Annotated in this window: 12 protein-coding genes; 7 read left to right on the top strand and 5 right to left on the bottom strand. The window is 69.5% G+C overall.

Annotation, left to right across the window (positions count from 1 at the left end; all coding sequences use genetic code 11):
- Positions 1 to 69: 69 nt before the first annotated feature.
- The 3 genes from OG496_RS49255 to OG496_RS49265 all read left to right on the top strand — a co-directional run bounded on the left by OG496_RS49255 (position 70) and on the right by OG496_RS49265 (position 4,820).
- Positions 70 to 2,046: a GTP-binding protein gene (locus OG496_RS49255; RefSeq protein WP_405975556.1), complete on the top strand. Its 1,977-nt coding sequence runs from the start codon at positions 70 to 72 to the stop codon at positions 2,044 to 2,046.
- Positions 2,047 to 2,133: 87 nt separating this feature from the next.
- The gene (locus OG496_RS49260) at positions 2,134 to 3,990 is read left to right on the top strand and encodes a cellulase family glycosylhydrolase (RefSeq protein WP_405975557.1); all 1,857 of its coding nucleotides are present in this window, start codon (positions 2,134 to 2,136) and stop codon (positions 3,988 to 3,990) included.
- A gap of 176 nt (positions 3,991 to 4,166) precedes the next feature.
- A complete protein-coding gene (locus OG496_RS49265; protein ID WP_405975558.1) occupies positions 4,167 to 4,820 on the top strand; it encodes a TetR/AcrR family transcriptional regulator in 654 nt (217 codons plus the stop codon).
- Here OG496_RS49265 and OG496_RS49270 read toward each other — a convergent pair.
- Positions 4,817 to 5,812 carry a helix-turn-helix transcriptional regulator gene (locus tag OG496_RS49270; RefSeq protein ID WP_405975559.1) on the bottom strand — a complete coding sequence of 332 codons (996 nt, stop codon included), beginning with the start codon at positions 5,810 to 5,812 and terminating at the stop codon, positions 4,817 to 4,819. The genes OG496_RS49265 and OG496_RS49270 overlap by 4 nt on opposite strands.
- A gap of 107 nt (positions 5,813 to 5,919) precedes the next feature.
- On the opposite strand from OG496_RS49270, the gene OG496_RS49275 reads away from it, so the two are divergent.
- Positions 5,920 to 6,318 (top strand): VOC family protein, encoded by a 399-nt coding sequence (locus OG496_RS49275; RefSeq protein WP_405975560.1) that lies wholly within the window; start codon positions 5,920 to 5,922, stop codon positions 6,316 to 6,318.
- Here the strand turns inward: OG496_RS49275 and OG496_RS49280 are convergent.
- Positions 6,315 to 7,541 (bottom strand): glycosyltransferase, encoded by a 1,227-nt coding sequence (locus tag OG496_RS49280; RefSeq protein WP_405976856.1) that lies wholly within the window; start codon positions 7,539 to 7,541, stop codon positions 6,315 to 6,317. The genes OG496_RS49275 and OG496_RS49280 overlap by 4 nt on opposite strands.
- A gap of 181 nt (positions 7,542 to 7,722) precedes the next feature.
- Between OG496_RS49280 and OG496_RS49285 the strand changes: the two genes are divergently transcribed.
- Positions 7,723 to 9,681, top strand: a complete 1,959-nt coding sequence (locus tag OG496_RS49285) for a ricin-type beta-trefoil lectin domain protein (RefSeq protein ID WP_405975561.1) — start codon at positions 7,723 to 7,725, stop codon at positions 9,679 to 9,681.
- A gap of 63 nt (positions 9,682 to 9,744) precedes the next feature.
- Here the strand turns inward: OG496_RS49285 and OG496_RS49290 are convergent, their stop codons facing one another.
- Positions 9,745 to 10,086 carry a hypothetical protein gene (locus OG496_RS49290; RefSeq protein WP_405976857.1) on the bottom strand — a complete coding sequence of 114 codons (342 nt, stop codon included), beginning with the start codon at positions 10,084 to 10,086 and terminating at the stop codon, positions 9,745 to 9,747.
- Between the two features lie 5 nt (positions 10,087 to 10,091).
- Complete coding sequence (gene ctaD / locus OG496_RS49295; protein ID WP_405975562.1) at positions 10,092 to 11,708, bottom strand: cytochrome c oxidase subunit I; 1,617 nt, start codon at positions 11,706 to 11,708, stop codon at positions 10,092 to 10,094.
- Between the two features lie 105 nt (positions 11,709 to 11,813).
- On the opposite strand from ctaD, the gene OG496_RS49300 reads away from it, so the two are divergent.
- Positions 11,814 to 12,335, top strand: coding sequence for an RNA polymerase sigma factor (locus tag OG496_RS49300; RefSeq protein WP_405975563.1), 522 nt, complete (start codon positions 11,814 to 11,816; stop codon positions 12,333 to 12,335).
- Between the two features lie 138 nt (positions 12,336 to 12,473).
- Entirely contained in the window at positions 12,474 to 13,373 is a 900-nt protein-coding gene (locus OG496_RS49305; RefSeq protein ID WP_405975564.1) for a CU044_5270 family protein, read from the top strand.
- Here the strand turns inward: OG496_RS49305 and OG496_RS49310 are convergent, their stop codons facing one another.
- On the bottom strand, positions 13,374 to 14,222 hold the full coding sequence (locus OG496_RS49310; protein WP_405975565.1) for a bifunctional 5,10-methylenetetrahydrofolate dehydrogenase/5,10-methenyltetrahydrofolate cyclohydrolase: 849 nt from the start codon (positions 14,220 to 14,222) through the stop codon (positions 13,374 to 13,376). It lies immediately after the preceding gene.
- Positions 14,223 to 14,243 lie beyond the last annotated feature (21 nt).

Raw genomic sequence — 14,243 nt, forward strand, 5'->3', positions numbered from 1 at the left:
CTGAGATGCGCGCACCGTTCATGTCCGCCCAGGAAGGAAGGCCCCCCTCATCAAAGGACATGACTCCAGGTGCACTTGCTCAACCTCGGGATCCTCGCGCACGTAGACGCAGGTAAGACCAGCCTGACCGAGCGCCTCCTGCACTCGGCCGGTGTGATCGACGAGATCGGCAGCGTCGACGACGGGAACACCCGTACCGACACCCTCGCGCTGGAACGCCGGCGCGGCATCACCATCAAGTCGGCCGTCGTCTCGTTCCCGGTCGACGACGTGACCGTCAACCTGATCGACACCCCCGGTCACCCGGACTTCATCGCCGAGGTGGAGCGGGTGCTCGGCGTGCTCGACGGCGCGGTTCTCGTCGTCTCTGCCGTCGAAGGCGTCCAGCCGCAGACCCGCATCCTGATGCGCACACTCCAACGGCTGCGCATCCCCACGCTCCTCTTCGTCAACAAGATCGACCGACGAGGCGCACGCTACGACGACCTCCTCTCGGCGATCTCCGAACGGCTCAGGGCGGCCGTCGTGCCCATGGGTTCGGTCGAGGGGCTCGGGACCCGGGAGGCGGGATTCGTGCCAGGCCTCGGCCCGAGCGCACCCGCCGTCCTCGCCGAGCACGACGACGAACTCCTCACCGCGTACGTCGAGAACACCGTGACCTACGACCTTCTGCGCACGGCCCTCGCCACCCAGACCCGCCAAGTCCTCGTGCACCCCGTCTACTTCGGCTCCGCCATCACCGGCGCAGGCGTCGACGCGCTGATCACCGGCATCAAGGAACTGCTGCCGCCGGCCGAAGGCGATCCCCAAGGCCCGCTCTCCGGAACGGTGTTCAAGGTCGAGCGCGGCCCGGCGGGCGAGAAGGTCGCCTACGCGCGGCTGTTCTCCGGCACCCTCCGCACCCGCGACCGGATCACCTTCGGTGACACCGGTGGCATCCGCGAGGAGGGCAAGGTCACCGCGATCAGCGTCTTCGACCACGGTACGGACGTCGAGCGCGACTGCGTCCCGGCGGGCCGGATCGGCAGGCTGCGGGGCCTCGGCGAGATCAGGATCGGGGACTCGATCGGCGTACCCAGGAAGGCAGTTGAGCACTACTTCGCGCCGCCGACCCTCGAAACCGTCATCGTCCCGGGCCCGGACGCCGACCGGCGCGCCCTGCACCTCGCACTGACCCAGCTCGCCGAACAGGACCCGCTGATCGGCCTGCGCCAGGACGAGGTGCGTCAGGAGACCGCCGTCTCCCTCTACGGCGAGGTCCAGAAGGAGGTCATCCAGGCCACGCTCGCCGACGAGTTCGGGGTGCACGTCACCTTCCGCGAGACGACTCCGCTGTGCGTCGAGAGGCCCATCGGCACCGGCTCGGCGGTCGAGTTCAACAAGAAGGACCCGAACCCCTTCCTCGCCACGGTCGGTCTGCGCGTCGACCCGGGCCCGGTCGGCTCGGGCGTTCGGTTCGGCCTGGAGGTCGAGCTGGGCGCGATGCCGTACGCCTTCTTCAAGGCCGTCGAGGACACCGTGCGCGAGACACTCGGTCAGGGTCTGCACGGCTGGCGGGTCACCGACTGCGTGGTCACCATGACGCACTCCGGCTACTCGGCCCGGCAGAGCCACGCCCACCAGGGCTTCGACAAGAGCATGTCGAGCACCGGCGCCGACTTCCGCGGACTGACCCCGCTCGTCCTCGTCGAGGCGCTGCGGCGGGCGGGCAGTCAGGTGCACGAGCCGATGCACCGGTTCCGCGTCGAGGCTCCGGCCGACACCCTCGCCGCGCTGCTGCCGGTGCTGGCCGCGCTGCGCGCCGTACCGCGGACCACCGAGACGCACGGGTCGCTCTGTGTGCTGGAGGGGGAGGTGCCGGCGGCCCAAGTGCACGGGCTGGAGAGGCAGTTGCCGGGGCTGACGCGTGGGGAGGGCGAGTGGGAGAGCGCCTTCGACCACTACGCGCCCGTCGCGCACGGCACGGTCCCGGAGCGGGCGCGCACCGACCACAACCCGCTGAACCGGAAGGAGTACCTGTTGAACGTGGCGCGTCGGGTGGCCTGAAATGTGTCAACAAGGCTTGTGGCGCGCAAACTTACTCGCGAGTCAGAAGTGTTGACAGTGTCCGGAAATCACCGGACTGTAGTGGACATGACGAATATCCGGGCGCGTTTGATCGTTGTCCTGGTTGTCCTCTGCGGATTCCTGTCGGTGCTGGGCGCTGGGCCAGCAACCGCCGCCACCCCAACCGACTCCCTCTGGTTCGACGGCTCGGCGCTGACCGTCCAGAACGGCAGCTTCGTGGACAGCTACGGCCGCCAGGTCGTGCTGCGCGGCTACAACGTCTCCGGTGAGACCAAACTGGCGGAGAACGACGGTCTCCCCTTCGCCTCGGTCGCCGACGCGAAGAAGTCCGCGACCGCGCTGCGTGCCCTCGGCGGCGGCAATTCGGTCCGTTTCCTGCTCTCCTGGGCCTACGCCGAACCCGTCCGAGGCCAGGTCGACACCACGTACCTGGCCGCCGCCACCGCCCAGATGCAGGCGTTCCTCGACGCCGGCATCCGCGTCTACCCCGACTTCCACCAGGACCTCTACTCCAAGTACCTGTTCAACAGCGGCAGTTGGTACACCGGCGACGGCGCCCCCAAGTGGGCCGTGGCGCTGGGGAGTTACCCGCAGGAGTCCTGCGGGATCTGCCTCTTCTGGGGTCAGAACATCACCCAGAACGCGGCCGTGACCGAGGCGCAGTACGACTTCTGGCACAACAACTACGGCGTCCAGGACGCCTTCCTCGTCACCGCGCAGTCGACGATGACGTACATCCAACAGCACCTCACCACCGAGGAGTTCGCGGGTGTCGTCGGCTTCGACCCGTACAACGAGCCCTTCGCCGGGACCTACGACTCCGGTCAGACCAGCCGCACCTGGGAGCAGAACCTGCTCTGGCCGTTCTATGTGAAGTTCCGGGCGCGGATGGACGCGGCCGGCTGGAGCGCCAAGCCCGCCCTCGTCGAGCCGAACCTCTTCTGGAACTCCAACATCTCCAGCCAGGTGCAGGAGGGCGGACTCCTGGACGCGGGCACGCTCGGCTCGCGGTACGTCTTCAACACCCACTTCTACGACCAGAAGGCGATCTCCGGCATCCTGATGTGGGGCAACGCGGCCGACGGTCAGTACTCGACCGACTTCGGGACGGTTCGTGACCGGGCCGCAGCGGCCGGTACCGCCGCCATCGTCAGCGAGTTCGGGCATCCGCTGTCGGGGACGGTCTCCGGCAAGGCGCCCACCGTGCTCAAGGCGATGTACCAGGCCCTCGACTCCCGCTTGCCGGGGGCGAGTTGGTGGTCCAACCCGGCGGGCTCAGGGCCGGTCCTGTCCGGCACGCAGTGGCAGTGGGACATCTACAACGGCCGCCACAGCGAGCTGATGAACGACAACCCCGACAAGGTGCTCACCTCCGGCGACGCCTGGAACGACGAGGACCTCTCGGCCGTCAATATGACCGACTCCGGAACGGTGACACTCCGTCAGGACGCCCGGCTGCTCGACCGGATCTACCCGAGCGCGACCGCCGGCACCACGGTCGCCTTCACCTACGAGGACCGCTCCCGCGACGGCTCGACGACCCTGACCTGGAACCCGGTCCCCAGCTCCCTCCCGAACGTGTCCTCGCTGGTGGGCTCCGGCCAGTACGGCCTGCTGATGTGGCGCTCCAACAGCTCCACCGCCCCGACCGAACTCCACCTCCCGGCGTCCTTCCCGGCCGCGTCCACCACCGTGGTCTCCGACCTGGGAGCGATCTCGGGGGTCCCGGCGTACACGTCGTCCACCCCGATCGGCTACGCCAACGAACCGGGCGGCACCGGCAGCCACCGCCTCCTGCTCTCGGCCACCGGCTCGGGAACCCTGCACTACGCCCTGATCACCAACGGCGCGTCGAGCCCCTCCTCGACGCTGCTGAGCGCGGCCAAGTCCGAACTGGCCACGTGGGCGGCAGCGCACAGCTGAGCACCGAAGGGGCGCCGGTCTTCCAGGAGACCGGCGCCCCTTCGTCTTCATGTGAAGACATCCGAACAAATGCAAATTCGGAGTGAATTTGATGAGAAGTGAGGAAGGAGTGCTCTTTTCCGCAAGACCACGGACACGACAAGATGGCCGGTGGTCAACGAGACAGGGGTGTGACAGTGGCGGGCAGGCTCAAGGCGCCGACCGGTCGTTACGGCGGCAAGTCCGCCGAGCAGCGGCAGGTCGAGCGGCGCGGACGCTTCCTGGACGCCGCGCTCCAGCTGTTCGGCGACACCCCCGGCTACCGCGCCACGACCGTCGCCGCCCTCAGCGAGGCCGCAGGACTGTCCACCCGGCAGTTCTACGAGGAGTTCCGCAGCCTGGAGGACGTCCTGGCCGCCCTCCACCTCCAGGTCAACGACTGGGCCGAGGAAGCCGTCCTGGCCGCGCTGAGATCCGCGGAGGGCCTGCCGCTCGCCGAGCGGTCCACCGCGATCTTCCACGCGTACGCCGCGAACGTCACCGTGGATCCGCGCCGAATCCGCATCACCTTCGTCGAGATCATCGGCGTCAGCGCCCGGCTGGAGGAACAGCGGCTGGCCCGGCGTGCCCGCTGGATCAACCTCATCTGCACCGAGGCACGGGCCGCCGCCCAGCGCGGGGAGGCGGCGCGGCGCGACTACCGGATCGCCGCCGCGGCCTTCATCGGCAGCGTCAACGGCCTGCTCCACGACTGGAGCGCGGGCTGGGTGGACGCCACGCTGGACGAGGTCGTGGAGGAACTGGTCCGACAGCTCCTCGGGATCATGCAGCCGCCCGGCTGGAAGCGCTAGACCGAGTCGTCCGTGGCGTGCTCGTCCAGACGGCGCGCGAGCGCGCGTACGAGATCGCGCAGGGCGGCGGGACGTTCGATGACGAACGGGCGGTCGAGGGCGGCGAGGACCGGCGGGATCCACTCCAGCCGCTCGGCCCGGATCCGGACGTGCACCCATCCGGCGCCTTCGCCGGCCCCTGAATCGCCGGTCGCGGCAGTGGACAGGGTGGCGATCTCGGCCGGGAGCAGCGTGCGGATGTGCCGCACGCTGCCCCGGACGCGCAGCGACACGTCGTGGGTCCAGGGCGTGCGCGCGAGGCTGTCCAGCACCGTGGCCGCCGGGTCGAACTCGTCCGGGACGGCGAACGAGCCCGGCCGCACGCTCATGGCGGTGATCCGGTCCAGGCGGAAGGTGCGGACCTCCCCGTCGGCGGGATCGGCGCCGGTCAGATACCACCGCCCGGCGTGCGCCACGAGTCCGTACGGCAGGACGGTACGGTCGCTGCCGCGGCCCGTGCGGTCGGTGTAGCCGATCGCCACCGGCCGCCGATGGAGCGCGGCCTCGGCGAGTTCGAGCAGCACCCCCGTCTCCGGGGCGGTGGCGGTACGGGGCCGCGCGGTGAAGTCGGCCGTGTCCAGCAGGGCGTCGAGGCGTCGGCGCAGGGCGGCGGGCAGGACCCGCAGCAGTTTCGCCGTGGCACTCTCGCTCGCCGCGGCGGACGTCGTGACGAGCCCCGCCCTACGGCCGGCCAGCAGCCCGAGCACCACGGCCAGGGCCTCCTCGTCCGTGAGCATCAGCGGGGGCATCCGATAGCCGGGGGCGAGCCGGTAGCCGCCGTGGCGACCGCGCACCGAGTCGACCGGCACACCCAGTTCCAGCAGATGGCCGGCGTAGCGGCGGACCGTGCGTTCGTCGACGCCGAGGCGGGTGGCCAGGTCGGGGACGGTGCGGAGGCCGCCGCCCTGGAGGATCTCCAGCAGGGCGAGCACGCGGGCGGTCGATGTGGTCACTCCGGAAGTCTGCCTCGGATACCGGGCGGAAGCTGTCCGGTATCGGTCCTAGCGTGGGAGACGCCTCTTCATCCGGCACCGCCCACGACCTCCGACAGGAAGCCGCCATGAACTTCGTCTCGATCCGCGTCATCACCGACGACGTCGCCCGTCTCGTCGGGTTCTACGAACAGGTCACCGGCGTCACGGCCACGTGGTCGACCCCCGACTTCGCCGAACTCGTCACGCCCGCCTGCACGTTGGCGGTCGCGAGCACCCGTACCGTGGCCCTGTTCGGCACCGGCTCCGCACAACCCGCCGCCAACCGCTCGGTGATCACCGAGTTCCGCGTGGCGGATGTCGACGCCGAGTTCGAGCGCCTGGCGGACCTCGACTGCGAGATCGTCCAGAAGCCGACGACGATGCCCTGGGGCAACCGCTCGCTCCTCTTCCGGGACCCCGACGGCAACCTGATCAACTTCTTCACGCCGGTCACCCCCGAGGCCGTGGCGCGGCAGGAGCGCTAGCGCACCGCGTCCAGGGCGGCCAGCACGGGCGCGACGCCGTCCTCGGCGCGCACCCGGGCGCCGAGAGCTCGCGCGCGCTCGGCGAAGGCAGGTTCACGCGTGGCCCGTACGAGCGCGGCGGACAGGGAGTCGGCGGTCAGGCCGCGCAGTGGTACGGCAGCGGGAGCCACGCCCAGGGCGACCAGGCGCGCCGCCCAGAAGCCCTCGTCGAACTGGATCGGCACCGGCACGGCAGGCACCCCGGCGCGCAGCCCGGCCGCGGTCGTCCCCGCACCGCAGTGATGGACCACGGCCGCCATCCGCGGGAACAGCGCCGAGTGCGGAACCTCGCCGACGGTCAGGACGCCGTCACCGGCCGCTTCAAGGCCGCCCCAGCCACGCTGGATCACTCCACGCAATCCCGCCCGGCGCAGCGCGCGCACGATCTCGGCGCTCAGCCGCTCCGGATCGGGCACGGTGGCACTGCCGAGCCCCACGAAGACCGGGGCCGGACCGGAGCCGAGGAAGTCCCGTAGTTCCGGCTGGAGTTGGGCGTCGCCGTCGTACGGCCACCAGTAGCCCGCCACTGTGAGTCCGGGGCGCCAGTCGGCCGGGCGGGGCACGATCAGGGGGCTGAAGCCGTGGTGGACGGGCCAGTCGTGCCGTTCCCGGGACCGGAGCGCGGCGCCGGGTCGGGTGTGGGGGAGGCCTAGTCGGGAGCGGACCTCCGGTACGGCGGTGGTGAAGACGTGCTCCACCGCGCGGTTCACCCCGCGCCCGGCGATCCGGTTGCCGACCGCGCCCCAGGAGCCGCCCCCGAGCACCGGCGGCGCGAACTCCCCTGTCGGCGCGAGGGGTTGGAGATACACGCCCATGCTCGGCAACGACAGCCCCTCGGCGACGGCATGCCCCAGCGGCCCCAACGAGCTGGACAGCAACAGCACTTCACTCGCCCGGGCGGCGGTCAGCAGCTCGTCGGTCATCCGCCCGACCAGCGCCCGCGCCATCGTGACCACCTTCAGCAACTTGCCCCCGCCCGAAGCGCTGCGGTGCAGCCCGCGCCCCCGCGAGGACTCCAACTCGGCCCGGGGATCGACCGGGAGGGGATGGAAACCGACGCCCGAGCCCGCCACCAGGGGCGCGAAGCTCGCATGGGTGACGAGGGTGACCTCGTGGCCCGCGCGGACCAGGGCATGCCCGAGTCCGGTGTAGGGGGCCACATCGCCCCGGGATCCCGCCGTCATGATCGCTACGCGCACGACGGTCAGTATCGCGCCCGGTGGCCGACGAGTGGGGGATTCCCACGGGGATTCCAACTGCCCCTCGTGTCACAGCCGTTGACTTCACCCTCCGGTGGCTCTACTTTCAGCGCGCCGTTTCGTTCGGTTGCCCGATCCATGTTCGAAATATCGGCAAAGGAGCCGCATGTTCCGCACCCCCATCCTGCGCGCCCTCGCGATGGCCGCAGCAGTGTTCACCCTGCTTCTCGTCACCAGACCAGCCCCCGCGGACCCCCTTCAAGCGGCCCCGGTCGCCTCGACGACCCGTCAGATGGCCGTGCCCACCGCCCCGATGGGCTGGGCCTCCTGGAACAGCTTCGCCTCGAAGATCGACTACAGCGTCATCAAGGCGCAGGTCGACGCGTTCGTCGCCGCGGGCCTCCCGGCCGCCGGCTACAACTACATCAACATCGACGAGGGCTGGTGGCAGGGCACCCGCGACAGCGCGGGCAACATCACCGTCGACACCAGCGAGTGGCCCGGCGGGATGAGCGCCATCGCCGACTACATCCACAGCAAGGGCCTCAAGGCCGGCATCTACACGGACGCCGGAGCGAACGGCTGCGGCTACTACTACCCGACGGGCCGCCCCGCCGCCGCCAACACCGGCAGCGAGGGCCACTACGACCAGGACATGCTGCAGTTCTCCCAGTGGGGCTTCGACTTCGTGAAGGTCGACTGGTGCGGCGGCAACGCCGAGGGTCTCGACGCGGCGACGGCGTACAAGGCGATCAGCGCCTCGGTCACCAAGGCCACCGCCAGCACCGGCCGCGCGCTGACCCTCTCGATCTGCAACTGGGGCTACCAGAACACCTGGAACTGGGCCACGGGCCTCGCCCCCATGTGGCGGACCAGCACGGACATCTACTACTACGGCGGCACGGCGTCCCAGGCGAGCGTGCTCTCCAACTTCGACCAGACCCTGCACCCGGCCGCCCAGCACACCGGCTACTACAACGACCCCGACATGCTCACCGTCGGCATGTCCGGCCTCACGGCGGCCCAGAATCGCACCCACATGGCCCTGTGGGCGATCTCCGGCGCCCCGCTACTGGCCGGCAACGACCTCACCGCGATGACCAGTGAGACCGCCGCGATCCTCAAGAACTCGGACGTCGTCGCCGTCGACCAGGACGCGCGCGGACTCCAGGGCGTCAAGGTCGCCGAGGACACCACCGGCCTCCAGGTCTACGGCAGGGTCCTCTCCGGCACCGGCAACCGCGCGGTCGTACTGCTCAACCGCACCTCCTCCGCCCAGAACATCACCGTCCGCTGGTCCGACCTCGGCCTGACCGGCGCCTCCGCCACGGTCCGCGACCTCTGGGCGCAGACCAACCTCGGCTCGTACGGCACGAGTTACACCGCCAGCGTTCCGGCGGGCGGCTCGGTGATGCTGAAGGTGAGCGGCGGCACCGAGGCGGCGAGCACGAACTACACGGCCACCTCGACCGGCAAGTACACCGCCGTCAGTGCGGCGAGCACCGGTTTGAACGTCGTCGACGTCACCTACACCAACACCGGCTCGACGGCTGTCACCGGCACCCTCCAGGTCAACAGCCAGACCGCGACGACGGTCTCCTTCCCGCCGACCGGCTCCAGCGCCGGCACGATCTCGGTGCAGGCCAACCTGTCCAAGGGATCGGCCAACTCCCTGACCCTGACGGGCAGTTCACTTCCGACCCTGGGCACGATCAACGTCCAGCCGATCCCGGGCACGAACGGCAACCTGGTCGTCGGCACCGGGTCCGGCCGCTGCGTCGACGTCTACAACAACACCATCACCAACGGCACCCAGGCCGAGATCTGGGACTGCAACGGCGGCCAGAACCAGGCCTGGACGTACACCTCCCGCAAGGAACTGGTGGTCTACGGCAACAAGTGCCTGGACGCCTACAACAGCGGTACCACCAACGGCACGAAGGTCATCATCTGGGACTGCAACGGCCAGAACAACCAGAAGTGGACCGCCAACTCCGACGGCACCCTGACCAACGTCAACGCGGGTCTGTGCCTGGACGCGTCCGGCGCGGCCACGGCCAACGGCACCCTGCTGATCCTGTACACCTGCGGCACGGCGACCAACCAGAAGTGGACGCTGACCTAGCCGTACCGGCCCCCGCACGGCACATCGTCCCGCCGGTCGTCAGGACCGGCGGGACACACGTCCCTAGGCGAGCGCCACGGTGACCAGACCCGTCGCCGCGAGCAGGGCGCACGCCAACAGGCAGCAGGCTAGGGCGCGTTGCCGCAGTCGCCGGTACGTCTCCTCGTACTCGTCCCGCAGTTGACGACCCCGCTCGGCCGTACGCTGCCACGACAGCCGGGTGAGGGCCAGGTACTCCGCCTCGAACTGCCGCTCCACCTCGTCCCGTTGGCCGTCGGTGAGCCAGTCGAGCCGTGCCGTGAACCGGGCGGCGGCGGTACGGCCCTCCGCGTGGGCGGCGGCGATCAGCAGGTGGCCCTCGATGTCGTTGAGGAAGGCTCCGGTGTCGACGGGGTGTTCGTCCATGGCGGTCACCGGGACGTCAACTCCCGTTCCAGGGCCGGGACATCGGCGTGATGGAGGTCGAACGCCGGGGACTCGCTGCGGATGCGGGGGAGCGAGACGAAGTTGTGCCGCGGCGGCGGGCAGGACGTAGCCCACTCCAGCGAACGGCCGTAGCCCCACGGGTCGTCGGCCTCGACCTTCTCGCCGTACTTGGCCGTCTTCCAGACGTTGTAGAAGAACGGCAGCAACGACAGGCCCAGCAGGAACGAGAAGATCGTCGACACCGTGTTGAGTGTCGTCAGGCCCTCCACCGCCAGGTAGTCGGGGATCCGGCGCTGCATCCCGTTCACGCCGAGCCAGTGCTGGACCAGGAAGGTGCCGTGGAAGCCGATGAACAGCGTCCAGAAGGTGATCTTGCCGAGGCGCTCGTCGAGCATCTTGCCGGTCATCTTCGGCCACCAGAAGTGGAAGCCGGAGAACATCGCGAACACGACCGTGCCGAAGACCACGTAGTGGAAGTGGGCGACGACGAAGTACGAGTCGGAGGTCGAGAAGTCGATGGGCGGGGCGGCGAGCATGACGCCCGTGAGGCCGCCGAACACGAAGGTGATCAGGAAGCCGGTGGCCCAGAGCATCGGGGTCTCGAAGGACAGGGACCCCTTCCACATCGTTCCGATCCAGTTGAAGAACTTCACGCCTGTCGGTACGGCGATGAGGAACGTCATGAAGGAGAAGAACGGCAGGAGGACTCCGCCGGTGACGTACATGTGGTGGGCCCACACCGTCACGGACAGGCCGGCGATGGAGATCGTGGCCGCGACCAGTCCCATGTAGCCGAACATCGGCTTGCGGGAGAAGACCGGGATGACCTCGGAGATGATGCCGAAGAACGGCAGCGCGATGATGTACACCTCTGGATGGCCGAAGAACCAGAAGAGGTGTTGCCACAGCAACGCACCGCCGTTGGCGGCGTCGAAGACGTGTGCCCCGAATTTCCGATCCGCCTCCAGCGCGAAGAGCGCGGCGGCGAGGACCGGGAAGGCCAGCAGAACGAGTACGGCGGTCAGCAGCACGTTCCACACGAAGATCGGCATGCGGAACATCGTCATGCCCGGTGCGCGCATGCAGATGATCGTGGTGATGAAGTTGACCGCACCGAGGATCGTGCCGAAGCCGGAGAAGGCCAGACCCATGATCCACATGTCGGCGCCGATGCCCGGCGAGCGGACCGCGTCCGAGAGTGGGGAGTAGGCGAACCAGCCGAAGTCTGCCGCGCCTTGGGGAGTGAGGAAGCCGCCCACCGCGATCGTCGAGCCGAAGAGATACAGCCAGTAGGCGAACATGTTCAGGCGGGGGAAGGCGACGTCCGGGGCGCCGATCTGGAGCGGCATGATCCAGTTGGCGAAGCCGGCGAACAGGGGCGTCGCGAACATCAGCAGCATGATCGTGCCGTGCATCGTGAACGCCTGGTTGAACTGCTCGTTGGACATGATCTGCAGGCCGGGTCTGGCGAGTTCGGCGCGCATGAGGAGCGCCATCACGCCGCCGATGCAGAAGAACCCGAACGCCGTGACCAGGTACAGCGTGCCGATCGTCTTGTGGTCCGTGGTCGTCAGCCACTTGATGCTCTTGAGGTCTCTCACGCCCCGCCTGTGTCCGCGCACCGCTCGCACGTCACACTCGACCGACGCGAGGAGAATCACGAAATCGGGTGTGACGATCGCCCGGGTGCCGGACACGAACGGGACATGAGCAACGACGAGAACTTCGCCGCTGCCTATCGCGAGCACTACTGGGCGGTCAGCCGCTATGTTGCGCGGCGACTGGACGGGCGGAGCAGCGAGGTCGAGGAAGTGGTGGCGGAGGTCTTCACCGTCGCCTGGCGCCGCCGTGCGGATCTGCCGCCGGCCCCGTTGCCCTGGCTGTACGGCGTGGCCCGTAACTGCCTGGCCAACGCGGTGCGCGGGTACGGGCGGCGCCGTCGGCTCGTCGATCGGTTGGGCAATGACGAGGGCGCGCACGGGAGACAGGTCGCGGTTGGTCCTGAGGCGGAGGCGCCCGGCGCGTGGGTGCACGAGGCGCTTGCGCGGTTGTCGTCGGCTGATCAGGAAGTACTGCGGCTGACGGCGTGGGAGGAGCTGGGGGTGGAGGAGGTCGCCGTGGTTCTCGGGTGTGGGGTGCGGGCTGCGGCTATGCGGTTGCATCGGGCGCGGCGGAGGTTGCGGGCCGAGATCGATCGACTCGCGGTGCTGGGAGGGGCGGGGCGATGAACGTTCCACGTGCCGCGACGTGCTGTTGGTCGGCCGCGGGTGCGTCGTGGCTGGTCGCGCCCACGCGGCGGAGCCGCACATCGACACCGCCCGCGCCCCTTTGGGGCATTGCCCTCACCCCCTTGAAGGACCACCGCCATGGCTGATGAGCTCGAACTCCTGCGTAGCGCCAACCCGTTCACGAGCGACGGGCCCCTCTACGGCGACGGGCCGCTGGACCATCACGCCGAGCGTCGGCTCAACGGGCTGCTGCACGAACGGCGTTCACGGCGGCGCCGGTTGCAGTGGAGCATCGTGGCCACCGCTGCCGTCGCCGCGACCGTGCTCACTCTCGTGCTGGGCGGGCCGAGCGGTACCCCGGCGGTCGCGGTCCCCCGCGCGCTGACGGTGCAGGCGGGCTCCACGCCCGTATCCCTGAAGCAGCTCGCCGCCCTCGCCGTGGCGACCGCGGCCGACGGAACTCCCGTTCTGCGCAGGGGAACCCACGTGCAGTCATGGAGTCTCGGCATGTCCGACGACAAGCCGCCGGTCACCATCCCCGAGGAACGCATCGTGCGCTGGAACGCGGACGCCAGTCACACGGAACGTGTCGTCGAGGACGGGCATGTCCTCAAGGAGACGACGTTTCCGCCGAGTTGGAGCGATGTCCCGCCCGATGCCCGGCCCCCGCACGACGTGGCGGGACTGCGGGCGTACCTCCAGGAGACGGCGTACAGCAAGACGCCGTTGACCACCCCCGAACTCCTGTCGGCCGTGGGGGAGTTGCTGGACCACTGGACGCTCGGGGCTCGTGAGTCGGCCGCGTTGGCGCGGCTGCTCGCGGGGGCGGACGGGCTGCGGCCGGTGGGGGAGGTGACCGACCGGCTCGGGCGGCACGGGCAGGCGTACGTCTATCAGCAGTCCGCGACCCGCCTGATGCTGATCATGGACCCGGCCACCGGCGCCGTCCTCGGAATGGAGAGCACCTTCACGAAGGACCAGCCCGAGTACGGCGTCAAGGCCGGGGACGTCATGGACTACAGCGCGTGGACGCGCTGATCACACCCCGAGCTGCCGGGCCGCGGCGGTCACCGTCTGTTCCAGGAGCGTCGCGATCGTCATCGGGCCGACGCCGCCCGGCACCGGCGTGATCAACGAGGCGCGTTCGGCGGCGGATTCGAAGTCGACGTCGCCGATGTTGCCCGCGTTGTAGCCGGCGTCGATCACGACCGCGCCGGGCTTGATGTCCTCGCCGCGGATCAGCCGGGGGCGACCCACGGCCGCGACCACGATGTCCGCCTCGCGGACCACCGCGGACAGGTCCCGGGTGCGGGAGTGGCAGTAGGTGACCGTGGCGTCGCGGGCCAGGAGCAGCATGCCGGCCGGCTTGCCGAGGATCGCGCTGCGGCCGATCACTACGGCACGCTTGCCGGACGGGTCGACGTCGTACTCGTCGAGCAGCCGCATGATCCCGCCGGGCGTGCAGGACACGAAGCCCGGCAGGCCGAAGCTCATCGACGCGAACGACGCGAAGGTCACGCCGTCCACGTCCTTCTCCGCCGCGATCGCCTCGAACGCGGCCCGCTCGTCGATGTGTTCACCCATCGGATGCTGGAGCAGGATGCCGTGCACGGTGGGGTCGGCGGAGAGTTCGTCGAGGGTGCCGACCAGTTCGGCGGTGGTCGTGGTGGCGGACAACTCGACATGCCGGGACTCGATGCCGGCCTTGCGGCTGCGGTTCTGCTTCATCCGGACGTACGTGACGGAGGCCGGGTCCGCGCCGACCAGAACCGTCGCCAGACAGGGCGCCGTACCGGTGCGCTCCGTGAGGTCGGCGGCCTTCTTCGCGGTGTCCTCGACGATGCGCCGGGCGAGCGCGCTGCCGTCCATGAGCCGTGCCTGAGACATGATCCACTCCTGAGCTGGTTG

It is taken from the genome of Streptomyces sp. NBC_00988 (genome assembly GCF_045162645.1).
Taxonomy (GTDB): domain Bacteria; phylum Actinomycetota; class Actinomycetes; order Streptomycetales; family Streptomycetaceae; genus Streptomyces.

Bases quoted from the DNA above. Each gene is read 5' to 3' on its own strand.
- OG496_RS49260 (WP_405975557.1), top strand. From the start codon at position 2,134: ATGACGAATATCCGGGCGCGTTTGATCGTTGTCCTGGTTGTCCTCTGC.
- OG496_RS49275 (WP_405975560.1), top strand. From the start codon at position 5,920: ATGAACTTCGTCTCGATCCGCGTCATCACCGACGACGTCGCCCGTCTC.
- OG496_RS49280 (WP_405976856.1), bottom strand. From the start codon at position 7,541: ATGACGGCGGGATCCCGGGGCGATGTGGCCCCCTACACCGGACTCGGG.
- OG496_RS49285 (WP_405975561.1), top strand. From the start codon at position 7,723: ATGTTCCGCACCCCCATCCTGCGCGCCCTCGCGATGGCCGCAGCAGTG.
- OG496_RS49290 (WP_405976857.1), bottom strand. From the start codon at position 10,086: ATGGACGAACACCCCGTCGACACCGGAGCCTTCCTCAACGACATCGAG.
- OG496_RS49300 (WP_405975563.1), top strand. From the start codon at position 11,814: ATGAGCAACGACGAGAACTTCGCCGCTGCCTATCGCGAGCACTACTGG.
- OG496_RS49305 (WP_405975564.1), top strand. From the start codon at position 12,474: ATGGCTGATGAGCTCGAACTCCTGCGTAGCGCCAACCCGTTCACGAGC.
- OG496_RS49310 (WP_405975565.1), bottom strand. From the start codon at position 14,222: ATGTCTCAGGCACGGCTCATGGACGGCAGCGCGCTCGCCCGGCGCATC.